The 24,832-nt window shown below is 67.1% G+C and carries 17 protein-coding genes; 13 read left to right on the forward strand and 4 right to left on the reverse strand.

Annotated elements, in window-relative coordinates; genetic code table 11:
* Nucleotide 1: 1 nt before the first annotated feature.
* Complete coding sequence (gene accB, locus OE647_RS09210) at nt 2-505, reverse strand: acetyl-CoA carboxylase biotin carboxyl carrier protein (RefSeq protein WP_263721436.1); 504 nt, start codon at nt 503-505, stop codon at nt 2-4.
* A 207-nt stretch (nt 506-712) separates the two neighbouring features.
* Here accB and OE647_RS09215 point away from each other — a divergent pair, with 207 nt between their 5' ends.
* Together OE647_RS09215 and preA are read left to right on the forward strand one after the other, a co-directional pair.
* Nucleotides 713-2,047: an NAD(P)-dependent oxidoreductase gene (locus OE647_RS09215; protein ID WP_263721437.1), complete on the forward strand. Its 1,335-nt coding sequence runs from the start codon at nt 713-715 to the stop codon at nt 2,045-2,047.
* 12 nt (nt 2,048-2,059) lie between these two features.
* Complete coding sequence (gene preA / locus OE647_RS09220; RefSeq protein WP_263721438.1) at nt 2,060-3,361, forward strand: NAD-dependent dihydropyrimidine dehydrogenase subunit PreA; 1,302 nt, start codon at nt 2,060-2,062, stop codon at nt 3,359-3,361.
* A gap of 57 nt (nt 3,362-3,418) precedes the next feature.
* Here the strand turns inward: preA and OE647_RS09225 are convergent, their stop codons facing one another.
* The gene (locus OE647_RS09225; RefSeq protein WP_412174940.1) at nt 3,419-4,030 is read right to left on the reverse strand and encodes a TetR family transcriptional regulator C-terminal domain-containing protein; all 612 of its coding nucleotides are present in this window, start codon (nt 4,028-4,030) and stop codon (nt 3,419-3,421) included.
* Nucleotides 4,031-4,336: 306 nt separating this feature from the next.
* On the opposite strand from OE647_RS09225, the gene OE647_RS09230 reads away from it, so the two are divergent.
* The 5 genes from OE647_RS09230 (at nt 4,337) to OE647_RS09250 (ending at nt 12,203) form a co-directional block, all read left to right on the forward strand.
* Entirely contained in the window at nt 4,337-5,479 is a 1,143-nt protein-coding gene (locus tag OE647_RS09230; RefSeq protein WP_263721440.1) for a glycosyltransferase family 61 protein, read from the forward strand.
* Between the two features lie 149 nt (nt 5,480-5,628).
* Nucleotides 5,629-7,536, forward strand: a complete 1,908-nt coding sequence (locus OE647_RS09235; protein WP_263721441.1) for a class I SAM-dependent methyltransferase — start codon at nt 5,629-5,631, stop codon at nt 7,534-7,536.
* Nucleotides 7,537-7,674: 138 nt separating this feature from the next.
* Entirely contained in the window at nt 7,675-9,123 is a 1,449-nt protein-coding gene (locus OE647_RS09240) for a TrkH family potassium uptake protein (protein ID WP_263721442.1), read from the forward strand.
* Nucleotides 9,124-9,174: 51 nt separating this feature from the next.
* On the forward strand, nt 9,175-10,623 hold the full coding sequence (locus tag OE647_RS09245) for a TrkH family potassium uptake protein (protein ID WP_263721443.1): 1,449 nt from the start codon (nt 9,175-9,177) through the stop codon (nt 10,621-10,623).
* On the forward strand, nt 10,623-12,203 hold the full coding sequence (locus OE647_RS09250) for a 5-guanidino-2-oxopentanoate decarboxylase (RefSeq protein WP_263721444.1): 1,581 nt from the start codon (nt 10,623-10,625) through the stop codon (nt 12,201-12,203). Before OE647_RS09245 ends, OE647_RS09250 begins: the two co-directional genes overlap by 1 nt.
* A gap of 40 nt (nt 12,204-12,243) precedes the next feature.
* Here OE647_RS09250 and OE647_RS09255 read toward each other — a convergent pair whose 3' ends face one another.
* Nucleotides 12,244-14,049: a trypsin-like peptidase domain-containing protein gene (locus OE647_RS09255; protein ID WP_263721445.1), complete on the reverse strand. Its 1,806-nt coding sequence runs from the start codon at nt 14,047-14,049 to the stop codon at nt 12,244-12,246.
* Between the two features lie 154 nt (nt 14,050-14,203).
* Here OE647_RS09255 and OE647_RS09260 point away from each other — a divergent pair, with 154 nt between their 5' ends.
* The 4 genes from OE647_RS09260 (at nt 14,204) to OE647_RS09275 (ending at nt 20,541) form a co-directional block, all read left to right on the forward strand.
* A complete protein-coding gene (locus OE647_RS09260; RefSeq protein WP_263721446.1) occupies nt 14,204-15,127 on the forward strand; it encodes a glycine--tRNA ligase subunit alpha in 924 nt (307 codons plus the stop codon).
* On the forward strand, nt 15,124-15,597 hold the full coding sequence (locus OE647_RS09265; RefSeq protein ID WP_263721447.1) for a DUF6446 family protein: 474 nt from the start codon (nt 15,124-15,126) through the stop codon (nt 15,595-15,597). The genes OE647_RS09260 and OE647_RS09265 overlap by 4 nt, the downstream gene beginning before the upstream one ends.
* The gene (glyS, locus tag OE647_RS09270) at nt 15,598-17,871 is read left to right on the forward strand and encodes a glycine--tRNA ligase subunit beta (protein ID WP_263721448.1); all 2,274 of its coding nucleotides are present in this window, start codon (nt 15,598-15,600) and stop codon (nt 17,869-17,871) included.
* A gap of 126 nt (nt 17,872-17,997) precedes the next feature.
* Entirely contained in the window at nt 17,998-20,541 is a 2,544-nt protein-coding gene (locus tag OE647_RS09275) for a pyruvate, phosphate dikinase (protein ID WP_263721449.1), read from the forward strand.
* Here the strand turns inward: OE647_RS09275 and meaB are convergent.
* A complete protein-coding gene (meaB, locus tag OE647_RS09280) occupies nt 20,538-21,515 on the reverse strand; it encodes a methylmalonyl Co-A mutase-associated GTPase MeaB (protein WP_263721450.1) in 978 nt (325 codons plus the stop codon). The genes OE647_RS09275 and meaB overlap by 4 nt on opposite strands.
* A gap of 115 nt (nt 21,516-21,630) precedes the next feature.
* Here meaB and OE647_RS09285 point away from each other — a divergent pair, with 115 nt between their 5' ends.
* Both OE647_RS09285 and hrpB read left to right on the forward strand, forming a co-directional pair.
* Complete coding sequence (locus OE647_RS09285) at nt 21,631-22,368, forward strand: DUF3108 domain-containing protein (RefSeq protein ID WP_263721451.1); 738 nt, start codon at nt 21,631-21,633, stop codon at nt 22,366-22,368.
* A 7-nt stretch (nt 22,369-22,375) separates the two neighbouring features.
* On the forward strand, nt 22,376-24,829 hold the full coding sequence (gene hrpB, locus OE647_RS09290; protein ID WP_263721452.1) for an ATP-dependent helicase HrpB: 2,454 nt from the start codon (nt 22,376-22,378) through the stop codon (nt 24,827-24,829).
* Nucleotides 24,830-24,832: the final 3 nt, after the last annotated feature.

Raw genomic sequence — 24,832 nt, forward strand, 5'->3', positions numbered from 1 at the left:
CTCACTCGATGATCAGGAGGGGAGCTCCGAACTCGACGGGCGTACCGTCCTCGACCAGGACACGTTTGACCGTCCCGGCGCGGGGGGCGGGGATATGGTTCATGGTCTTCATCGCCTCGATGATGAGGACGGTCTGGCCCTCCTTCACCTGGGTGCCGATGGTCACGAACGGGTCCGAGCCCGGTTCGGGCGAAAGATAGGCCGTGCCGACCATGGGCGAGGTCACCGCGCCGGGATGGCTCGCCGGATCGCCGCCGGCTGCCGGTGCGGTCGCCGCCGCTGCCGCCGGGGCTGAGGCCGGTGCCGCGGCGGCCGGCGCCGCGATCGGGGCCGGGTGATAGACCGGGGCAGGCGCGGGGGCTCCGTATTTCGACACCTTTACGTTCAGGCTGTCGTTTTCGGCGTACTCGCGTTTGACGCTCAATTCCGCCAGGTCGTTCTTGTTCAGAAGTTCCGCCAAGGCCTGGATGAAGGCCACATCGCTTTCGTGCGGGGTTTTGGTCATTTCCGTCCTCGATCGGTCCTGTCTGGCGACCCGTATTTCCATGCGGGGCGCACCTTGTCCAGTCGCTTATACGCTCAGGCGCGCGATGTGCCTAGGCTCGAAGGCCCCGGACGGGCCCCGCGCAACTTTCGAACCAAAAATTTTACCACTTGATAAAAAAAAGATTCAGTGGCAGCGTTCATGCTAAGAAACATAAGGGAGGTCACGATGACCAACAGCCAGTTGACGCCGGGCGTTGCCGCCGGCCGGCTTGGCGCGGAGGATTATGCGCGCAACTTCGCCGACATCGCGCCGAAGCTTGACCCGCATGAGGCGCGCGTCGCGGCGGATCGCTGCTACTTCTGCCATGACGCGCCCTGCATGACGGCCTGCCCAACGTCGATCGACATTCCGCTTTTCATCCGCCAGATCGCGACCGGCACGCCCGAGGCCGCGGCGCGCACGATCCTGTCGCAGAACATCCTGGGCGGCATGTGCGCCCGCGTCTGCCCGACCGAGACGCTTTGCGAAGAGGTCTGCGTGCGCGAAACCGCAGAGGGCAAGCCGGTGGAGATCGGCAGGCTTCAGCGTTTCGCCACCGATACGCTGATGGACCAGGGCGCCCAGCCCTTCACCCGCGCGGCCCCGACGGGCAAGCGTGTCGCTGTCGTGGGCGCCGGGCCTGCGGGCCTCTCCGCCGCGCACCGGCTGGCGATGAAGGGCCACGCCGTCACGATCTTTGATGCGCGCGCCAAGGCAGGCGGGCTGAACGAATACGGGATCGCCAGCTACAAGGCCGCAGGCGGCTTCGCCCAGGCGGAGGTCGAGTGGCTGTTGGGCATCGGTGGCATCGTCGTGGAACATGGCAAGGCACTTGGCCGGGACATCACGCTGGAGGGGCTGCGGGCCGACTTCGACGCTGTCTTCCTGGGCATGGGCCTGGCCGGGGTCAACGCGCTGCGCGCCGAGGGCGAGGATCGCGAGGGCGTTGCCAATGCCGTCGATTTCATTGCCGAGCTGCGGCAGGCCGGCGATCTGTCCGCGCTCCCCGTGGGGCGCGATGTCGTGGTGATCGGCGGCGGCATGACGGCGGTGGATGCCGCCGTTCAGTCCAAGCTTCTGGGCGCGGAAAACGTCACGATCGTCTATCGCCGGGGCAAGGAAAGGATGAGCGCGTCCGAATACGAACAGGATCACGCCACCCAGACGGGCGTTCGCATCATCCACCACGCGGCCCCCGTCGCCGTCCATGGCAACGGCACGGCGCGCGAGGTGGAGTTCGCCTATACCGAGGACGCAGCCGAGGGGCTCAAACTTTCCTCCGAGACCTTTCGGCTGCGCGCCGATCAGGTCTTCAAGGCCATCGGCCAGACGCTGAAGGGTGCGCCCGAAGGGCTCGTGATCGAGGGCGGCAAGATCGCCGTGACGGGGCCGGGCCGAACCTCGGTCAAAGGCGTCTGGGCGGGCGGCGACTGCGCGGCGGGGGGCGAGGACCTGACCGTCACCGCAGTGGCCGAGGGCCGCGATGCGGCAGAAGACATTCACGCAAGCCTGATGGCATGACGGGAGGCGAAGATGGCTGATCTGACGACGAATTTCATCGGGATCAAATCCCCCAACCCGTTCTGGCTGGCCTCTGCCCCGCCGACCGACAAGGAATACAATGTCCGCCGGGCCTTCGAGGCCGGATGGGGCGGGGTGGTGTGGAAGACGCTCGGGTCCGAAGGACCGCCGGTCGTCAACGTGAACGGCCCGCGCTATGGCGTCATCCACGGCGCGGACCGCCGCGTTCTGGGCATCAACAACATTGAACTGATCACCGACCGCCCGCTTGAGGTGAACCTGCGGGAGATCAAGTCGGTCAAGCGCGATTATCCCGACCGGGCGCTGGTCATCAGCCTGATGGTGCCTTGTGACGAGGAAAGCTGGAAGGACATTCTTCGCCGGGTGGAGGATACCGGCGCGGACGGGGTCGAGTTGAACTTCGGCTGCCCGCATGGGATGGCCGAACGCGGCATGGGCTCCGCCGTGGGGCAGGTCCCGGAATATATCGAGATGGTGACGCGCTGGGTGAAGCAATACAGCCGCATGCCCTGCATCGTGAAGCTGACCCCGAACATCACCGACATCCGCCGCCCGGCCGAGGCCGCCAAGCGCGGGGGGGCGGATGCCGTGTCGCTGATCAACACCATCAACTCGATCACCAGCGTCAACCTCGACAGTTTCGCGCCCGAACCCACCATCGATGGCAAGGGCACCCACGGCGGCTATTGCGGCCCGGCGGTGAAGCCCATCGCGCTGAACATGGTCGCCGAGATCGCCCGATCCGCCGAGACCCGCGGTCTGCCCATTTCCGGCATCGGCGGTGTCACGACCTGGCGCGACGCCGCCGAGTTCATGGCACTGGGCGCGGGCAACGTGCAGGTCTGCACCGCCGCCATGACCTATGGCTTTAAGATCGTGCAGGAAATGATCTCGGGCCTCAGCCAGTACATGGACGAAAAGGGGATGACCTCCACGGCCGAGCTCGTCGGGCTCGCGGTGCCGAACGTGACCGACTGGCAGTACCTCAACCTCAACTACGTCACCAAGGCGGTGATCGATCAGGACGCCTGCATCAAGTGCGGCCGCTGCTACGCGGCCTGCGAGGATACCAGTCACCAGGCGATCGCGATGTCCGAAGACCGCACCTTTTCCGTCAAGGAAGACGAATGCGTGGCCTGCAACCTGTGCGTCGATGTCTGCCCGGTCGAGGGCTGCATCAGCATGCGCGAACTTGCCCTCGGAGAGCTTGACGAGCGCACCGGCAACAAGGTCGGCACCTACGCCAACTGGACGACGCATCCGAACAACCCCTCCGCGCAGGCGGCAGAGTAGGTTCGGTTGCCAAGGCACCGGGGTCGGCCCTGCGGTCCCGGTGCCTGCCCCTCGGTCTCAGGGCGCCAGAAGCTTGGTGAACAGCAGATCGAGGAAATCCTGCGCTTCCGCATAGGGGTCATGGCCCTCGCCCAATACCGCGCGCACCTGCACCTCGAAATCCGCATAGTGCTGGGTCAGCGCCCAGATCGCGAAGATCAGGTGCTTCGGCGGCAGATCCGCGATCCGGCCCTCGGCCGCCCATTGCTGCAAGACCGCCGATTTTTCATCCACCAGCGCCTTCAGATCGCTGCCCAGAACCTCCGTCAGGCGGGGCGCGCCCTGAAGGACCTCATTCGCGAAAAGCCTGCTTTCGCGCGGGAAATCGCGGCTTAGCTCAAGCTTTCGGCGCACGTAGCCGAGGATTTCCGCCTTCGGATCGCCCGCCGGATCGAGGTCACGCAGCGGATCGAGCCAGGTGTCGAGCAGCCGCGACAGCAGGTCGAGGTGAATAGCCTCCTTCGAGGGGAAATAGTAAAGCAGGTTGGGCTTCGACAGGCCCGCAAGCTCGGCGATCTGATCCAGTGTCGCGCCCCGGAAACCCCGCTGGGAAAAGACATCCAGCGCCGCCTCCCGGATCAGCTCCCGGTTGCGTTTCTGGATGCGCGTCTTGGTGCGCGTTTGTTGCAGTTCCTGGTTCAAAACCGTCTCCGAAGGGGCGTCTGCGAAGGATATACCGTTCAAAGGTCCGGGCCAACCCGCTATGGCGCCCCCAAACGAGAACCCGGACCTTCGCCGGGTCCTCTCGCCCCTGCCAAGAGGCCAAGGGGCGAGATCGCGCCAGCGCTCGTTTCCGATGGGCTGAGCGGCGTCCCCAACGGTTGCAAAACAGCTTCGTGCGTGGGATGAAGGCCTAGAGCCCTCAAGTGCTGGCGGATGGGCGCGCCCCGGGCGTTCGCCCGAAAACGACAAGAAACCGAGGCCGCGGAAGTCGCGTTGTCGAGCGCTAAGGGACGGGTGATATTGATCAACAAGATGGAAGAGGTCCTGACCGACAGGATCGTCGAACTGGACAACGCCATCGTGGTTCCGCGGGCCGCAAACGGCACCAATGCCGCTGCCCAGAAATCGGGCGTCTTCGATTCAGACGGGGCCTTTGTCCGTGAAAGTGTGACCTTCCGGAAGGTCGGGCAATTCAACTCCGAGCCCGACTTCCCGAAGGAGAACGACATTCGCTTCCTCAAGGGCCGCTACATGTACGGTGGCGTGTTATTTGGCCACTTTGGCCATTTCCTGGTGGACTCGCTCGCGCGGATCTGGGCCGTTTGCGAACTCGGCGACAAGATCGATGGGATCGTCTTTACCCCCAAGACGAACGCCGGCGACCTTCAAAGGGTCGCGCGCGTGCAAAGACGTATCGTGCAGGCCCTTGGTGTCCCGCATCCGATCATCAACACGGCGCACCCCCTCAGGGTCGAAAAGCTCTATGTTCCAAGCCAGGGGATCGGCCTTGACGACTGGGGCGTCGGCAGTCCCGGCTTTCATCGCTTCGTTCGCGAACAGGGCGGACGCAAGGGGGCTCCCGAAGGGCGCCGGAAACTCTATCTCTCGCGGTCCGCCCTACCCAGGCAGCGCGCCAGCTACCTCTCCGAAAAGATCCTGGAGAGCCATCTGGAGGACGAAGGCTACACCGTCATTCATCCACAGCAGCATTCGATCGAGGAGCAGATAGCGCTTTATCGCGCGGCGGAATATGTCATCTCCCCCGACGGATCGCCCCTGCATCTTCTAGCCTATGTCGGAGCCCAGAACCTGAAGGTCGCCGTCATCGCCCGGCGCAGCGCGGAGACGAACCTGATCTTCGAACAGCAGCTCCGCGCTTTTCACGACTGCCATGTGGTGACGTTGAACTGCCTGGTCAACGATTGGGTGCCCACGAGTTCGCCGCGCCCGGGACGCTCCTCCTGGGGGGAATTCGACATGAAGCTTCTATATACTTCCCTGAAGGATGCGAACTTCATATCAGGGGACAAGCCTTGGGGCCCGGTCCCGGAGGAGGCGCTGAACGAAGAACTGGCGACGATCGAAGCGGTCGAGGGCCAGAAGTATCACCGCTATGTCCCAGGGCTGCGGCCATGAGCGGTTTCGGGCGATCCCCCCGGCCGATGCCCACGACCGCACGCCGGAAGGTCGATGCGATGTGAAGTGCAAGGATGCGCGTGGGCGCGGGGGCAAAGACTGCGCCCGCGGCTGGCGTGAAACCAGATAAGGCGATGGAAACCCAAGGAATGTTTGACGAACTGACGCGATTGGCGATTGTGCATGGTGCGGACAAGTTTGGATATCACGATTACACGCCCAATTATTTCAAGCTGTTCCACGGTCGCAGGGAAGAGCCGCTGAAGCTTCTCGAAATCGGCGTCGGCGGATATGGCGACGACGATCGTGGCGGCTACTCGCTGCGAATGTGGCGCGACTTCTTCCCCAACGCCGAGATCGTCGGCATCGATATCCATGCCAAGAACCTGGATGTCGGACCTCGGGTGACGATTTGTCAAGGCAGCCAGGTCGATGAGGCGTTTCTGAGGCAGCTCGTGCTGGACCACGGACCCTTCGACATCATCGTGGATGACGGCAGCCACTTCAACGAACATGTGGTCGAATCCTACCGCATCCTTTTCCCGACACTGCGCCCCGGCGGCATCTACGTTGCCGAAGATGTCCAGACGGCTTTTCGCGAAAACCGTGGCGGGTCGCTGACCTTGGAGGCGCCCAACAGCATCGCCTATTTTGCCGACATTCAGTGCAGCATGGGCCGCGCCACGGGCAGCGAGCTCAGCGACGAGGTGGTGGCCGTCGAGCGGTTCCACAACATGATCGCGCTTCACAAGGCGTCGAAGGATACCCCACCGCCCGGCGTCATCACGTCCAACCGGCTCGGACAGGTGCAGGGGCCGGACGATGGCCCCGCACGCATCCTTTTCGTCGGCAGCGAAGGCGCAGAAACTGGACGGGCTTGGACGAAAGCGTGGTCCGACCTCTTCCGGACATCGCTGGAGGCGTTTCTTGATCCGAAGGATATCGATCAGGCCATCTTCTTCGGGGATTACGACAAGTTCGACCTGATCGTCTGCAATTTGCCGGCTTTTGGCTTCTGGGACCGGACGGATGTTCCCGATTTCTTCGGCCTGCTGGAAACGGACGGGGTTCTGGTGTGCCTGACCGGCGCGATGGAGGAAGCGCGGCTGGCGCCCTCCGCCCCGTTGATGAAGATGGCTAGACAGCTTTTTGTCGAGGTCGACCATCTGGAGATGCTCGCCAACTACCCGACGGCCGAGGTCGGCCCCCTTGCCGGAGACCTGCAATCGATCGAGCGCTACGGCGACGGGTTCCTGTTCTACAAGGCCGATAATACCTACCCCTCCAACTTCGCGTTCAACTTCCGGCATCCGCGTGTCCGCGCGGCCGTCGACCACATCGACGCCGTGCTGGCGGAGGAGTGGACAGAGGACGGGTTGTTGCAGGCCGCCGACATGATGCGGCGCACGCGCCAGAACGAGCGGACCCAGCGCTATGTCGCGAAGATCTTCGAACAGGGCGCGACCCGGCGGATGTCGTTTCTTCTGGCGGCGGACATGGCCCGGGAAGCGGGCGATATCGAAAGGATGAACGCCATCCACCGGCAGGGCTACGAGGCCTTCCCTGGCGAGTTCCGCTTTGCCTTGCGGCTGGCTGAACTGGAAACGAAGGGCGGAAACCTCGACAAGGCCGAGGAGATCCTTCGCCGGGCGATTGCCCGCAGGCCGAGGGTCAGACAGTTGCACGCGTCCCTGACCGGGGTGCTGCGGAGGCAGAAGCGCTGGGCGGAGGCGTTGGAGGCCAATGCCCGATCGATCCGGCTGCACCCCCGACCCGAACGCCCGGCGCTGACCCTGCTGCAAGCGGAGATGCACCAGCTTCTCGGAAACGCTGCGGCGGCGCGGCGCGAGGTCCTTCGCGGCATCGCCGATGTGGATACCCACGCGCCATCCTATCGCATGCTGTGCAGCCTTGAGATGACGGACGGCAACCACAAGGCCGCAGCCGACGCCATCGACAGGGCCCTGCAGCTTGACCCGAACAATGCCGAATACCAGGCGCTCAAGGCGTCCTTGGCGGGAACGGACCGGGCAAGAGCCGCCGCCCCGCAGCGCTGAACGATGGCCCGGCGAGCGGCCGGGATGCGGGGCATCGCGCGCCGGTGATGGTCCTGCGATTGCATCGGCTCCTGAGGGCCGGGCTCCGGTTCGGCCCCTATTGACAGGCCTGCGCACCCGCATCATGCCTTCGGTGTCATGATCGACCTGGGACCTGTCGGATATGTGATCGGCCTTATCATCTCGGTTCTCGGGATGACCATGCTTGTTCCGTTCACGGTTGACTGGGTGACCGGGGACGGCAACGCGCAGGCCTTTCTGGAGGCGGCGCTGATCGCCACCATGGCGGGGCTTCTGACGACGCTGGCTTGCCAGAACCGTGCCGGGCGCAGCCTGACGGTCCGGCAGGCCTTCCTTCTGACGATCGGGATCTGGCTTCTGGTGCCGCTGTTCGGGGCCTTGCCGCTGGTCATCGGCGCGCCCGAGGTCCGCCTGATCGACGCCTATTTCGAGGCGGTGTCCGGCATCACCACGACCGGGGCCTCGGTCTTCGTCGATATCGACAGCCTGCCCATCGGGGTGCATCTGTGGCGGGCGATGCTGAACTGGCTGGGCGGGCTCGGGATCGCCTTCATCGCGATGATCTTCCTGCCGATCATGCGCGTCGGCGGCATGCAGTTCTTTCGCACCGAGGGCTTCGACACCTTTGGCAAGGTCCTGCCGCGTGCGACCGACATCGCGGGGCAGCTGTTCTTCGTCTACGTGTCGCTGACACTGGCCTGCATGGGCAGCTACGCCGCCCTTGGCATGCCCGCCGCGGAGGCTGTGGAACATGCGCTGGCCACCATCGCGACGGGCGGCTTTTCGCCGCGCGCGGCCTCCTTCGCCGACTACTCCGCCGCGATCCACTACGCCACGGCGCTTTTCATGCTGCTGGGAAGCCTACCCTACATTCGCTACGTCCAGATCATGCAGGGCAGCGTCAGGCCGCTCTGGCGCGACGCGCAGGTCCGGGCCTACCTGGGCTGGATCGCGGTGGCGGTGGTGTCAGTCGGCCTCTGGCGGGTGGCGACCTCGGGCCAAGCGGTGGAGGGCGCGTTTCGCGAAAGCCTGTTCAACCTTATCTCGATCATGTCGAGCACAGGGTTCGGCATGGGCACCTTCCCGGCCTGGGGCAGTTTTGCGATCGTCGTGGCGATGTGGCTGGGCGTGATCGGCGCCTGTTCGGGGTCGAGCGCGGCGGGGCTGTCGGTCTTCCGCGTGCAACTGATGTTCGCGACCCTTCACCAGCAGATCCGACGCATCCACGCCCCGCACCGCGTTGCCCCGATCCGCTATCAGGGCCGGTCGGTCGATATGGACACGATCGACGCCATGGTCCTTTACCTGGGGGCCTATATCCTGACCTTCGGCGTCGTCGCCGTGCTGATCCTGCAAAGCGGGGTGGATTTCGAAAGCGCGGTCTTTGCCTCCTGGACCTCGATCGGCAACATCGGCTACGGGCTTGGCCCCATGCTCGCCCGGACCGGGACCTTCATCGATTTTCCCGACGCGGCGAAGCTTCTGATGATCCTTGCGATGATCATGGGCCGGCTGTCGCTTCTGGCGGTTTTCGTCGTCATCCTGCCGCGCTTCTGGCGTGCCTGAGGCCCACGGGCCGGGGCTTGACAGTCCCCGCCCGGTGGAAGAGCTTTCGCCATGCTCGATCTGCGCCCCGTCGGATATGTCATCGGCCTCCTTGCCGCGATCTTCGGGGCGACGATGCTGTTTCCGCTTTTCGCTGACCTTTGGCACGGCAACGACCACTGGCCGATCTTTCTCGAAAGCTCGCTCATCACCACGGTGACGGGGGCGCTGCTTGCCCTGACCTGTGCGGGTGGCGTGCGCGCCCGGCTCACCACGCAGGAGACCTTCCTTCTGGCCACCGGCGTCTGGTCCGTGATGCCGCTTTTCGGCGCGATCCCCTTCCTGCTTGGCGCGACCGAGGCCACGGCGGTCGACGCCATCTTCGAGGCGATGTCGGGCCTGACCACGACCGGTTCCACCGTTTTCATCAATCTTGAGGACTTGCCGCACGGGCTCCTGCTCTGGCGTTCGATGCTGCAGTGGTTCGGGGGCGTGGGCATCATCGTGGTTGCCATGGTCTTCCTGCCCGAACTGCGCGTCGGCGGCATGCAGATCTTCCGGTCGGAGGCTTTCGATACCGGCGGCAAGGTGCTGCCGCGGGCGGCCGCCATCGCGGCGCATATTTCCGTCATCTATGTCGGGCTGACGCTTCTTTGCCATCTTGCCTACCTCGCGGTGGGGCTGGACGGGTTCCAGGCGATCAACCACGCGCTGACCACGCTTTCGACGGGCGGATTTTCCACCTCCGACGCCTCTTTCGGGGCCTTTCAGGGGGCGCCCGAATATGTCGCCTCGGTCTTCATGGTGCTCGCCAGCCTTCCCTTCGTGCGCTACGTCCAGATCATGGCCGGGCAGGCGCGCGCCTTCCTCAAGGACGCGCAGGTGCGCGGCTTCATGTGGACGATCTTCGGGCTTGTGGCCGTCGTGACCGCCTACCGCATCCTGGCCAACGGCGATCACGCCGAACACGCCTTCCGCGAGGGGCTGTTCAACGTCACCTCGATCATCACCGGCACCGGCTACGCCAGCGTCGATTACCAGCTTTGGGGCGGGTTTCCGGTCGTCCTGTTCTTCTTCATCGGGCTTATCGGGGGCTGCGCGGGCTCGACCTGCTGTTCGGTCAAGATCTTCCGCTATCAGATCCTGTTCGGCAGCGTCGTGCGCCAGATTCGCGCGATCCACTCACCGAACGGCGTGTTCGTGCAGCACTACGACGGCCGCCCGGTGGATGAGGCGCTGATCAGTTCCGTCGCCTCGTTCTTCGGCGTCTTCGTCCTGGCGCTGGGGGTGATCTCCGTGCTGCTCGGCATGACCGGGCTCGACTTCGCGACGGCCGTGTCGGGGGCTGCGACGGCGATTGCCAACATCGGGCCGGGGCTTGGGAGCACCATCGGCCCCGCGGGCAATTTCGCGCCGCTGAACGACACGGCGAAATGGATACTCACGGCGGCCATGCTTCTTGGCCGGCTTGAGCTTCTGGTGGTTCTGGTTCTTTTTCTACCGCGATTCTGGAGGGTCTGATGGTCGAACGTCCGCTTGGGGCGCAATTGTCCCATATGTTGAAATCACGCGGGGTCGAGGTCATTTTCGGCATCCCCGGCGTCCATAATGTTGAACTTTACCGGGGTATCGAGGAGGCCGGGATCACCCATGTGCTTGCCCGCCACGAACAGGGCGCGGGCTTCATGGCGGACGGCTACGCGCGCGCGACCGGGCGGCCCGGCGTCGCCTATGTCATCACCGGGCCGGGGCTGACGAACATCTTGACGCCGCTTGGCCAGGCCTATTCCGACAGCGTGCCGGTGCTCGCGATCTCATCCTGCCTGAACCGGGCGGACCTGGGCATCGGCCGCGCCCGCCTGCATGAGATGAAGGACCAGGAGGGCGCGGCCGCCACCGTCTGCGACTGGTCGAAGACGGCCATGGATGCAGCGAGCGCCTATCAGCTGATCGACCGCGCCTTCGCGGAGTTTGCCGCCGGTCGTCCGCGCCCAAAGCACATGCAGGTCCCGATCGAGGTTCTGGGGAAGCCTGCCGCCGAGTTCGGCCCGGCCCGGCCCTTGCCCGCACGCCCCGTCGCCGCCGATCTGTCCGAGGTCGTCGCCCGGATTTCCGTGGCTCGGCGGCCGCTTTTTGTTTTCGGCGGCGGTGCGCGCGCGGGTTGGCAAGCGGCGCGCCGGGTTCTGGCCCGGGCGCGCGCCGCCAGCATCGTGACCTATGCCGGGCGCGGGATCGTCGCGCCCGACGATCCGCTGTCGCTGGGCAGCTATTTCGCACGGCCCGACGCTGAGCGGGTGCTTGCCCGTGCCGATCTGGTCGTCGCGGTGGGAACCGAGCTTTCCGAGGTCGATGCCTGGCGGCCGGACCCGCTGCCTGCGGTGCCGCTGATCCGTGTCGATATCGACCCAGCGGAGCTTTCTGATGGCAACCCCGCCGATCTGTCGGTGCTGGGCGACGCCGCGGCCTTCCTTGAGGCACTGGCCGAGGCGCTGCCGGAGCGTACCTCGGGTGGCTGGGACGCGGCCGAGATCGCGGCCACGCGCGCGCGCTGGCGGGCCGAAACCGATGCGGAACGTCCCGGCATCGTGCGCGTCGCGGACGCCTTGCGCGCCTGTCTGCCCGCGCGCACGCGGATCTATTCCGACATGACCCAGTTCGCCTATGTCGCCAAAGAGGTCTGGGACCTGGCCGAGCCGGACCTGTGGCACCATCCCTTCGGCTTCGGCACGCTGGGTTACGCCATGCCCGCCGCGATCGGCGGCAAGGTCGGTCTGCCGGGCGAACCCGTCCTCGCCATCGCCGGCGACTACGGGCTGCAATACACGATTCAGGAGCTTGGCACGGCGGTGGAACTGGGCCTGCCGCTGCCGATCCTCGTCTGGGACAACGGCAAGCTGAAGGAGATCGAGGAAAGCATGGTGCGTTCGCAGATCGCGCCCAACGCGGTCATCGCGCGCAATCCTGATTTCCTGCGACTGGCGGAGGCTTACGGCGCCCGCGCCATCCGACCCGCTTCGCTGGCCGACCTGCAGGCGGCGGTGCTGTCCGCGCTGTCAGCGGACGGGCCGACGCTTATCCACATGACGCCCGACATGACCTGAGGCAGGGGCAGGGGAGGGCGGGCCATCGGCCCGCCACCCGTCAGTTCCAGCAGGAAACCAGGACCGTCATTCCCTTCGCAAGCCGCGTCAGGTCCTCCGGCGCCATCGCGCCGGACCGCTCCGTCGGCACGGCTGCCAGACCTTGCTGGCCAAGCGCCGCGGCGATCTCCGCAGCGTCGAGCGCGTAGCCGACATCCTCGGGCAGGACGCGCCCGTCCTTGTCCTCGCGCGGCAGCAGCATGCCGACGACCGCGCCCGACATGTCAAAGACCGGCCCGCCCGCGTCCCCGGCAAGGGCCCTGAGCGTCAACCGGGCGACCCCGGTCTCGCCGTCAAGCCCCTTGATATCGGCCAGCGTGCCGAAGGTCATGACCGGCTGGGTCAGCGCATCGCCGTAGGAATAGCCCGCGACGGCGACCTCGGAGTTGAAGCGCGGCAGGTCCGGGCGGAAACCGGCGTGGTTCATCGGCGACAGCGCCTCGCGGGGTTTCAGGATGGCGAGGCCGCGCGCCGGGTCGCTATAGACCACGTCCGCGGGGTGCGTGCCATCCAGCGTGACGCGGGTGCATTCCTTCACGGCCTCGGTCGTGGTCAGGACATGGCCCGCCGCGTCCAGGTAGAAGCCGGAGCGCGAGAGCGCAGGCCGCCGCACCTCGATCCCCGCGATGAGGTCCGCGCGCGGCTCGGACAAGGGCTGACCCAGGCTGTCGTCCAGCGCCTGCGTGCCGACGGGCTTGAAACTGGCCTTCATGGTCTCCAGCACGCGCCCGGCGCGGTCCGCATCTTCGGGCCTCCAGACGAGCATGAAGCCCTTGATCAGCCCGCCGTCCAGCCGCGCCTGCGTGTAAGAGGCGACATGGCCGTTCATGCCCGAAATCGTGAAGCTGTTGCGCCCGATCTCCCGCGGGCCGTCGATCGGCACGATGGTCAGCGTCTGCATCAGGTCGTAGAGCGCGAAAAGCGAGTTCTGGTCGCCCGGGCGCGAGATCAGCAGCACCTGAAAGCCGGAGCCGTCCTTTTCCGCATAGCGCGCGAAGGGCGGGTCATACCGGTCGAAGGCCACGAGGCCAAGCGGCAGGTCGATCTCGATGCCGGTCTCGATCTCGTTGACGGTGGTGAAGCCGAAGAGCGCGAGTTCCGCCTGGTAGGCGCCGATCAGCGCTGCCCGTTGGCGGGTGGTCAGCACCCCGGTCACCGGGTAGCCGGCCTCGGCCTGCCATTCCCCCATGCTGCGGCGGGAGCCCGCCCCGATCGCACCGTCGATGGCGCCGGGGTAGTGGCCGGCCCATTTCAGCGCCGTCTGCAACAGCATGCGCTCTTCCTTGTCCAGCCGCGCCTCGGAGGCATAGGCCTCGGCCTGGGTCTCCTCCGGCTCCTCGACGGGCAGGATGGCGGCGGGCTCGGGTGTTGCGGCGGCGGCCTCGACCGCAGGCGCTTCGCTGGGCGCCGCAGCCGGGTCGGTGGTGGTCGCAGTGTCGGCTGGATCGGCAAGGGCGATGCCGGGCGCTCCGAAGGCGCCCGTCGCGCCCACCGGCCAGAACCGCTGCCGGAACCGCGACCCGTCGGTCACATAACTGTCCGAGGGGATCAGCCGGTCGCTCTTGAGGCGCGTCAGGGCGTCGCCGGCCTCTTGGGCCGTGTAGGGGCCAAGCGCGACGGCGTACCAGCCGGTCGACATGGCATAGCCCTGCACGTTAGGAAAGGCCCCGCCATAGGCGCGCGCGCGTTCCTCCGCCTCAAGCAGGGTCGAATGCGCCTCTATCTGCACCCAGGCTTCCTGCGACAGCGCGACGCGCCCCGCCAGAAGCGAGCAGACCAGAACGAAGAACCATAGCGCACGCCGCATACCCAGAATTTCCCTGTTGTTTCCGATCGGACGAATCCGGGGCCGAAACTAGCAGGATGGCAAGCGGCGTCACGCCAAAAACCCCTTGCGCCGATTGACCGCCCCCGGGCTGTTGCCTATTGAGAACGCGCTTTCGCAGCTCAGCAGGCCCGACATGACCACCACCGCCCCGCGTTCCTTCCAGGAGATCATCCTGCGCCTTCAGTCCTATTGGGCCGCGCAGGGCTGCGCTGTCCTGCAACCCTATGACATGGAGGTCGGCGCGGGCACCTTCCACCCGGCGACGACGCTGCGCGCGCTCGGATCGCGTCCCTGGGCGGCGGCCTATGTGCAACCCTCGCGCCGCCCGACCGACGGACGCTACGGCGAGAACCCGAACCGGCTTCAGCACTATTACCAGTATCAGGTGCTGATCAAGCCAAGCCCCGCGAACCTCCAGGACCTATACCTGGGCTCGCTGGCCGCGATCGGCATCGATGCGACCCTTCATGACATCCGCTTTGTGGAGGATGACTGGGAAAGCCCCACGCTCGGCGCCTGGGGCCTGGGATGGGAGGTCTGGTGCGACGGCATGGAGGTCAGCCAGTTCACCTATTTCCAGCAGGTCGGCGGGCATGACTGCAAGCCCGTGTCGGGTGAGCTGACCTATGGCCTGGAACGTCTGGCGATGTATGTGCTGGGGATCGACCACGTCATGGATATGCCGTTCAACGATCCCGCCTCTCCCATCCCGCTGAAATACGGCGACATCTTCCGCCAGACCGAACAGGAATACAGCCGCTGGAACTTCGACCAGGCCGACACCGACATGCTTCTGAAGCATTTCGAGGACGCCGAGGCCGAGTGTGAGCGCATCCTGGCCGCCGGAGCAGAGGACAAGGCAGGCCGCCGCATCGTCATGGCGCATCCGGCCTATGACCAGTGCATCAAGGCCTCCCACCTTTTCAACCTGCTCGACGCGCGCGGCGTGATTTCGGTGACCGAGCGGCAGGCCTATATCGGCCGCGTCCGGGCGCTGGCCAAGAAATGCGCCGATGCCTTCGTGACGACCGAGGCGGGCGGCGGGGTCGCGGCGTGAATGGCAAGGTCATCGGAGGATTTCTCATGCTGACCGCGCTCGTCGCGGGGGGCGCGATGTATTACCTTCAGGAATACGCCTTCTACCGCCCGGTCGAGGTCTCCTCGCCCACGGCGGCGATCCGGCTCATGTCGCTGGGCGGCATGCCCGAGGCGATGCTGACCTCCGACTTCGAGGGGATCGACGCCGACAGTTCGCCCCTGCGCTTCCGGGGTTGCTTCGTCACGCCGATGACGCTCGCCATGCTGAGCGAGACCTTCGAGCCCTACGAAGACCCCACGCCGCTGGTCGCGCCCTCCTGGTTCGACTGTTTCGACGCCGAGAACATCGGTCAGGATCTGGAAAGCGGCGCGGCGCTGGCCTTCCTGTCCGAAAAGAACATCCACCCCGGCGTGGACCGCGTCGTCGCGGTCTATCCCGATGGCCGGGCCTATGCCTGGCACCAGCTGAACGAAAGCGCGGAAAAGTAAATGCCCGACCTTCTCATCGAACTCTTTTCCGAGGAAATCCCGGCCCGCATGCAGGCCAAGGCCCGCGAGGATCTGAAAAAGCTCGTGACCGACGGGCTGGTGGAGGCGGGGCTGACCTACCGCGCCGCCCAAGGCTTCTCGACGCCCCGCCGCCTGACGCTCGCGATCGAGGGGCTGACCGCCGAAAGCCGCGCCGTGCGCGAGGAACGCAAGGGCCCCGCCACCACCGCGCCCGAGGCCGCGCTGCAAGGCTTCCTGCGCTCCACCGGCCTGACGCTCGACCAGCTAGAGGTCCGCGACGCCGGCAAAGGCCAGGCCTATTTCGCCGTGATCGAGAAGCCCGGCCGCAAGGCCGCCGAGATCATCGCCGAGGTGCTGGAAGCCACGATCCGAGCCTTCCCCTGGCCGAAGTCGATGCGCTGGGGCGCGGGGACGCTTCGCTGGGTGCGCCCGCTGCACTCGATCCTATGTCTCTTGAGCGACGACCACGGGGCCGAGGTCGTGGCGCTGGACGTTGACGGCATCGCCTCGGGCAACACCACGCGGGGCCACCGGTTCCTGTCGCCCGGCGCCTTCGCGGTCACGGGCTTCGACGACTACGCGGCCAAGCTGAAGCGCGCGCATGTGATCCTGTCGTCCGACGACCGGGCCGAACACATCTGGCACGACGCCACCAACATGGCCTTCGCCGCCGGCCTTGAGGTGGTCGAGGACAAGGGCCTTCTGGCCGAGGTCGCGGGGCTCGTTGAATGGCCCGTCGTCCTGATGGGCAAGATCGGGGAGGACTTCCTGGGCCTGCCGCCCGAGGTGCTGCAAACCTCGATGAAGGAGCACCAGAAGTTCTTCTCCTGCCGCAACCCGAAAACCGGGCGGATCGAGGCCTTCATCACGGTGGCCAACACCCAGACCGCCGACCACGGCGCCACGATCCTGAAGGGCAACCAGAAGGTGCTGTCGGCGCGTCTGTCGGACGCGCGCTTCTTCTGGGAAAACGACCTGCGCACCGTGAAATCGGTGGGGATGGAGGGCATGGCCGCAGGTCTCGCCCATGTCACCTTCCACAACAAGCTCGGGAGCCAGGCCGACCGCATCGCCCGGATCGAGGCGCTGGCGCGTGAAATCGCCCCCCTCGTCGGCGCCGCCCCCGATCTGGCGGCCGAGGCCGCGCGCGTCGCCAAGGCCGACCTGCAATCCGCGATGGTCGGCGAGTTCCCCGAACTTCAGGGCACCATGGGCGTCTACTACGCCAAGGCGGCGGGCCTGCCTGATGCGGTGGCGAACGCCTGCAAGGCCCACTACCAGCCGCTGGGCCCCTCCGACGACGTGCCGACCGAGCCCGTCTCGGTCGCCGTGGCGCTGGCCGACAAGATCGACACCCTGACCGGCTTCTGGGCGATTGATGAGAAGCCCACGGGGTCCAAGGACCCGTTTGCCCTGAGGCGGGCGGCGCTGGGGGTGATTAGGCTGGTGCTGGGGAATGGTGCGCACTTTTCGATGCGGCCAATCGTGTCGGAGGCAACCACTCGATTGCTGGTTGGGTTGATAAGGACCAGTCATGCCGGCCTGCTAGCAGGCGAGGATGACGGAAATGAGCATTGGAACTGGGGAGATACCGTAGTTTATCCAGACGGTTCCAGCGCTGAGAGAAGTGAGAGGGAACTTCGGCAATCAATCGAGGCTGGCGAAGTCTGCATGGAGGTGAGTTTTGCGGGGCGGTCTAGGAGATTTGAGAGGCCTGCCAATATCTCTTCCGACCTCCTCTCCTTCTTCCACGACCGCCTCAAGGTCCACCTCAAGGACCAGGGCATCCGCCATGACGTGATCGACGCCTGCCTGGCGATGCCCGGCAACGACGACCTCACCCTCCTGGTCAAGCGCGCAGAGGCGCTGGCCGCCTTCCTCAAGACCGACGACGGCGAAAACCTGATCCAGGGCTTCAAGCGCGCCAACAACATCCTGACCCAGGCCGAGGCGAAGGATGGCGTTGAATACTCCTTCGGCGCCGACCCGAAATTCGCCGAGGACGCCACTGAGCGCACCCTTTTCGACGCGCTCGATACGGCCGAGGCCGCCATCGCCCCCGCGATGAAGTCAGAGGATTTCGCGCAAGCCATGTCCGCCATGGCAAGCCTGCGCGCGCCCATCGACGGTTTCTTCGAGGCGGTGCAGGTCAACACCGACAACGCGGTCGTCCGCCGCAACCGGCTCAACCTCCTCTCGCGCATCCGCACGATCTGCCTCTCCGTCGCCGACCTGACACGGATCGAGGGCTAAGCCCCTTCTTCATTGCCCAAATACCCCGGGGGCGCGGGGGCAGAGCCCCCGCCCGCGTGCGACCAGAGTAGCGCTGGACAAGTGACGCGAAGGGCGTATTCTGCACGCCTTGAAGGGAATGCCGCAGTGCAGAAACACGCAGACTTCGCCGAGTTCACGGAGATCACCCCCTCTGCGGGGATCGAGACCCCGCGCCACGGCTGGCGGGCGAAATGCCTTCAGCGGCTGATCCGGCTTGAGCTTCCCGTGCCGCCCACGGTGGCCTTGCCCTGCGACACCGTCCGCGCCATCGCCGCCGGCCAGATGCCCGACACCAAGCGCCTTGCCGCGCTTTTTCCGGGCGTGCTCGTCTCGGTCCGGCCCAGCCCCGCCGACCCCGAATGGGGCGGGCCGGGGACCGTGCTGAACGTCGGTATGAACGCCGCCAAACATGCCGAATTCGTCAAGACGCAAGGTCAGGCCTTCGCCGACGCGACCTATCTGAGCTTCGTGCAGTCCTACGCCGTCCATGTCGCGCGCCTCGACCCCGACATGTTCACCGCCGAACCCTCGTCCGAGGCGCTGGCGGCGGCGCTCGCCGCCTATGAGGCGGAGATGGACGAGGAATTTCCGCAATCCGCCGCCCAGCAATTGACCGAGGTCCTGCGCTCCATGGCGCGCGCCTGGGAAGGGACGACCGCGCGGCTTCTGCGCGAGGCCAAGGGGGCACCGGCGGATGCAGCCCTTGGCCTTATCGTGCAGGAGATGGCGCAGGCGATCGGGCCGGGCCTGTCGGGGGCTGGCACCATCCAGTTGATCGAGGCGGTCACCGGTGCGCCGCAGGTCACCGGGCGCTTCCGCGGGCTCAACCCGGCCAACCGCAAGGCGGAGGAGACGCTCTACCTCGTCAAGGACAAGCGCGGCCATTCGCTTGAGGAAGCCGCACCCGAGGTTTTCGCGACCCTTCAGGACCAGTGCCGCAGCTGCCGCGCGAAGCTGCGCGAGGAGATGCAGATCGAGTTCGCGCTGGAAAACGGATCGCTGAAGGTCATCGATGCGACCCGTGTGAACCGCTCGGCGCGCGCAATGGTGCGCACCGCGGTCACGTTGGCGCAGGAGAAGATCATTTCCCGCGATGAGGCGATCCTGAGGGTGCCGCCGCGCGCGATTTCGGAGCTTCTGCATTACCAGGTCGATCCGCGTGTCCCGCGCGACCGGCTGGCGCGTGGGATCCCGGCCAGCCCCGGCGCGGCCTCCGGCAAGATCGTTTTTTCCGCGGCCGACGCGCAGGCCGCCGCCGCCCATGACGAACGCTGCATCCTGGTGCGCCGCGAAACCGCGCCCGAGGACATCCGCGGCATGCACGCCGCCGTCGCGGTCCTGACCGAACGCGGGGGGGTGACGAGCCACGCCGCCGTGATCGCGCGCGGCCTGGGTCTGCCCTGTATCGTCGGGGCCTCCGACCTCGCGCTCGACCTGCGGGAAAAGCGCTTTACCACCCGCGACGGACGTGTCTTCCGCGAGGGGGACGTGGTGACCATCGACGGCACCAACGGCGAGGTACTTGCCGGGGCGGCGGAGATGCTGGAACCCGCGCTCGACGAATGGTTCCGGACGCTTCTGCACTGGGCCGACAACGTGCGCGACATCGGCGTCCGGGCCAATGCCGATACGCCCGATGACGCCCGCACTGCCCGCATGTTCGAGGCCGAGGGGATCGGCCTGTGCCGGACCGAGCACATGTTCTTTGACGAAGACCGCCTGACCGTCATGCGGGAGATGATCTTCGCCAATACCGCCAAGGACCGGAAGGTGGCACTGGACCGGCTCTTGCCGATGCAGCGCGCCGACTTCATCGCGCTTTTCGACATTATGGCCGGATCGCCGGTCTGCATCCGCCTGTTCGACCCGCCGCTTCACGAATTCCTTCCGCAGGACCGCGAGGGGATGCGCGAACTGGCCGAGGCGCTTGACCGTCCGTTGTCCGAAGTGACCCGCCGGGTCGAGGCGTTGAGCGAGTTCAACCCCATGCTCGGGATGCGGGGGGTGCGGCTCGGCATCACCGTGCCCGAGATCTACGACATGCAGGCCCGCGCCATCTTCGAGGCGACGGTCGAGGCCTCGCGTCGCGGCGCGGCCGTGGTGCCGGAGGTCATGATCCCGCTGGTCTCCGCCAAGCGTGAGGTCGAATTGGTCAAGACCCGCATCGACGCGGTGGCGGCGGCGGTCCGCAACGAACTGAAGGCCAATTTCGATTACCGGCTGGGCGTCATGGTCGAAACGCCGCGCGCGGCCCTACGCGCGGGCGAGATCGCGGAGCACGCAGCCTTCCTTTCCTTCGGGACGAACGACCTGACACAGATGACCTACGGGCTGTCGCGCGACGACGCGGGGCGCTTCATGGGGTCCTATGTGCAGCAGGGCGTCTATGCCGAGGACCCGTTCCATGTCCTCGACAGCGACGGCGTGGGGGAACTGCTGCTGATCGGGTCCGAGCGCGGTCGCATCGCCCGTCCCGCCGTGACAATCTCGGTCTGCGGCGAACACGGTGGCAACCCGGAATCGATCGCCTTTTGCCGCAAGGCGGGGTTCGACTATGTGTCCTGCTCGCCTTTCCGCGTGCCTGTCGCGCGCCTCGCGGCCGCGCATTTCGCGCTTCTGGACCCGCGTGAGGGGCGCGCCGCCCTTTAATTCTCGAGGCGTGACAGGATTTCGGTGGCAGCCCGGGCGGGCGCGACCGCGCCGGACTCGACCGAGCGGCCCAGCCGGTCCATCTCGCCGCGAATGGCCGGATCGCGCGTCAGCCGTGCCAGAAGGCCTTGGCGCACCTCCTCCTCGAACCAGCTGCGGGCCTGCTCGGCCCGGCGGCTGGCAAGGTGCCCGTTGCCGCGTCGCCAGTCGGCCAGCGTGCTGATTTCGGCCCAGACGCGGTCCAGCCCGTGTTCCTCAACGGCGGAGACGGTCAGCGCCTTGGGGAAGCCCTCGGGGTCCTGCGGGCGCTTGCGCAAGAGCCTGAGCGCGCCCGCGTAATCGGCGCAGGTTCGCGTCGCGGTGTCCTTCAGATCGCCGTCGGCCTTGTTCACCACGATCAGGTCGGCCATCTCCATGATGCCGCGCTTGACGCCCTGCAATTCGTCGCCGCCCGCCGGGGCCAGCAGCAGCACGAAGATGTCCGCCATCCCGGCCACAAGCGTTTCCGATTGGCCGACGCCCACCGTCTCGATCAGCACGACATCGAAGCCGGCCGCCTCACAAAGCGCGACGGCCTCGCGGGTGCGCCGCGCGACGCCGCCCAGTTCGGCCTGGCTGGGCGAGGGGCGGATGAAGGCGCGCGGATCGCGCGAGAGCCGCTCCATCCGCGTCTTGTCGCCGAGGATCGAGCCGCCCGAGCGGGCCGAGGAGGGGTCGACCGCCAGCACCGCCACCCGCAGGCCCTGACCGGTCAGAAGCGAGCCGAACGCCTCGATAAAGCTGGATTTTCCGACGCCTGGCGTCCCCGAAAGGCCGATCCGCAACGCCTGGCGCCCGGACTTCGCGCAGGCCTCCAGCAATTCGCCCGCCGCCACGCGGTGATCGGCACGGCCGCTTTCAACCAGTGTGATCGCGCGCGCCAGCGCCCGGCGGTCCCCGGCGATCACGGCTTGCGCAAGATCGCGTGTTTGCATGTTACGGCTCCGGCAGTGTTCCGCTGATCCGGGGCGACCCGGAATTGACCTCAGGCCCGTTTCTTGCCTTCTTCTGCGCAAGGATGTCCAGCCCAAGTGGACCGAAGCGAGCAGAATGATGACACTCAAAGCCAGGGCCGCGGCCCTAATCATGGCGGGCGGCCTCGCGCTATCCGCCGTTGCCGCGTCGGCGGACCAGACCGACAGCGCGGTCTTCGACCTGACGATCCGGGGGATCACGGCGGGAACGCTGTCGGTTTCGGGCGCGATCAGCGGGGATCAGTATGTCGTATCGGGCGTTCTGAAAAGCGGTGGGCTGCTCGCCTTCGTGCGCAAGGTGCGTTACGACGCGCGATCCGAGGGCAGGGTCGCGGACGGCCGCTTCACACCCGCCCGCTACGCGGAGGACGCCGACACCGGCAAGCGCCAGTCGAAGGCCGTGATGGCTTACATCGACGGCGTGCCGCAGGTGACGACCTATGATCCGCCGCGCGATCCGCGTCCGACGGATGTCGACCCGGCGACGCAGGACGGCACGATTGACCCGCTGACGGCAATCTACGCCACGCTGCGGGACGTGCCCGAGGCGGAGGCCTGCAATTCCCAGCGCCTCCTCTTTGACGGTCGCCGGCGCAGCCAGGTGACGCTGGGCGCGCCCGAGGCTTCCGGCAAGGGCGGGGTCAGCTGCGCGGGGGAATACCGCCGCCTCGCCGGGTTCTCGGAGAGGGAGATGGCGGAAAAGGTCAGCTTTCCCTTCCGCCTGATCTACGATCCGATCGGCGACGGCCGCCTGCGGGTGCGGGAAATCGTGATGGACACGCTCTATGGCAAAGGCCGTCTGAAACGGCGATAAGCGCCGGATGAAGGACAGGTTGCCCATTGACGACGCCCTGCCGGGGCTTCTGGCCGCGCTGCGTGACGCGGGGCGGGCGGTTCTGCAGGCCCCGCCGGGCGCGGGCAAGACCACCCGCGTGCCGCTTGCCATGCTGGAAGCGGGGTTGGTCGCGGGCCGGATCCTGATGCTGGAACCCCGGCGCCTGGCGGCGCGGGCGGCGGCGGAGCGGATGGCCGCGACGCTGGGCGAACCCGTGGGCCGGACGGTCGGCTATCGGATCCGAGGGGAGGCCAAGGTTTCCGCCGCCACGCGGATCGAGGTCGTGACCGAAGGGATCCTGACCCGGATGATCCAGTCCGACCCGGAGCTTTCCGGCACCGGCGCGGTGATCTTCGACGAGTTTCACGAACGCTCCCTGAACGCCGATCTTGGCCTTGCGCTGACCTGGGAGGTGCGCGGGGCGCTTCGCCCCGACCTGATGGTCGTCGTCATGTCCGCGACGCTGGATGCCGGCCCCGTGGCGGCGATGCTTGAGGGCGCGCCCATTGTCACTTCGGCGGGCCGGGCCTTCCCGGTCGAGACGCGCTGGCTTGACCGGCCGCTGGACCGCGCGATGCGGTTCGAGGCCTCGGCGGCCTCCCTCATCCAGCGCGCGGTCGAAGAGACCGAGGGTGGCGTCCTGGTTTTCCTGCCGGGCGAGGGCGAGATCCGGCGGGTGGAGGCGATGGTGCGCGACCGTCTGCCCGGCGACTGCGCGGTCCGTCCGCTCTTCGGCGCGATGGAGTTTTCCGCCCAGCGTGCGGCCATCGCCCCGGCGGCGACCGGGCGCAAGGTGGTGCTGGCGACCTCGATCGCCGAAACCTCGCTGACGATCGAGGATATCCGGGTTGTCGTGGACGGCGGCCGGGCGCGTCGCGCGCGGTTCGACCCGGCGTCGGGCATGTCGCGGCTGGTGACCGAGCGCGTTACGCGGGCCGAGGCCGAGCAACGCCGGGGCCGGGCCGGGCGCGTCGCGGAAGGAACCTGCTACCGGCTTTGGGCGAAGGGCGAGGAAGGGGCGCTGGCGGCCTTCCCCCCGGCCGAGATCGAGGCGGGCGACCTGACCGGCCTGGCGCTGGAACTGGCGGTCTGGGGCTCGGATGGGGCCGATCTGGCCTTCCTGACCCCGCCGCCGGCACCGGCGCTGGCCGAGGCGCGGGCGCTGCTCGCCTCGCTCGGCGCGCTCGATGGTGCCGGGCGGATCACCGGACATGGGCGGGCGCTGGCCGCGCTGCCGCTTCATCCGCGGTTGGGACATATGCTGGTCGTCGTCGGTCCGCAGGCCGCACCGCTCGCAGCCCTTCTGGCGGAACGTGACCCGCTCCGTGGTGCGCCTGCGGAGCTTGCGCTCCGGCTTCAGGCGGTGCGCGATCCAAGGCGCTACGCCGCAGATCACCCCTGGCCCGCCGACCGCGCGACGGTGGAGCGTATCGGGGCCGAGGCGCGGCGGCTTGCGCGGCTGGCCCCCGGTCAGGATGCGCCGCCCAGCGATGCGCAGGCGGCGGCGCTGGCCTATCCCGACCGCATCGGCCTGCGCCGGACGGGGGAGGAACCGCGCTATGTCCTTTCGAGCGGCAAGGGGGCGGTGGTGGCCGAGGGCGACGCGCTCGGCCGTTCCAGGCTTCTGGTCGCGACCGATCTGGACGGCGACCCGCGCGAGGCGCGCATCCGCCAGGGGATCGCGATTTCAGAGGCCGAGGTGCGGGAGCTCTTTGCCGATCGGATCGCCTGGGCCGACGTCTGCGAATGGTCGCGGCGCGAGGGCAGGGTGGTCGCCCGCCGGCAGGAACGGCTGGGCGCACTTGTTCTGGCCGAGCGCAACTGGACCGACGCGCCGGCCGAGGCCGTGGCCCTCGCCGCGCTGGAGGGCCTCAGACGGATCGGCCTGCCGATGAGCGAGCCCGCGCGGCGCTTCCGCGCGCGGGTGGAGTTCCTGAGGCGCGAGGGCGCGGATCTGCCGGATTTCACCGACGAGGGCTTGCTGGCGCGGGGGGAAGACTGGCTCCTGCCCTATCTGAAGGGCAAGCGGAGCGAGGCGGAACTGCGCGCGCTGGACCTGACCGAGGCGCTGCGCGCGAGCCTGAGCTGGGAGGAGGCGCAGCTGGTGGACCGGCTCGCCCCGGGCCGGTTCGAAAGCCCGCTGGGCCGGGGCGTGCCCATTGACTACGAGGGCGAGCATCCCGCGATCGCCGTCCGCCTTCAGGAGCTGTTCGGCGTGACCCGGCACCCCACGGTCGGGCCGAAGCGCCATCCGCTCAGAATCACGCTTCTGTCGCCCGCGGGGCGGCCGGTGCAGGTGACGATGGATCTGCCCGGCTTCTGGGCCTCAAGCTACGGCGATGTGCGCAAGGACATGCGCGGCCAGTACCCGAAGCATCCCTGGCCCGAGGACCCGACGCAGGCCGAACCCACGCTCAGGGCCAAGCCGCGCGGGACCTGAGGG

It is taken from the genome of Albidovulum sediminicola (assembly GCF_025751575.1).
GTDB classification, from domain to species: Bacteria; Pseudomonadota; Alphaproteobacteria; order Rhodobacterales; family Rhodobacteraceae; genus Albidovulum; species Albidovulum sediminicola.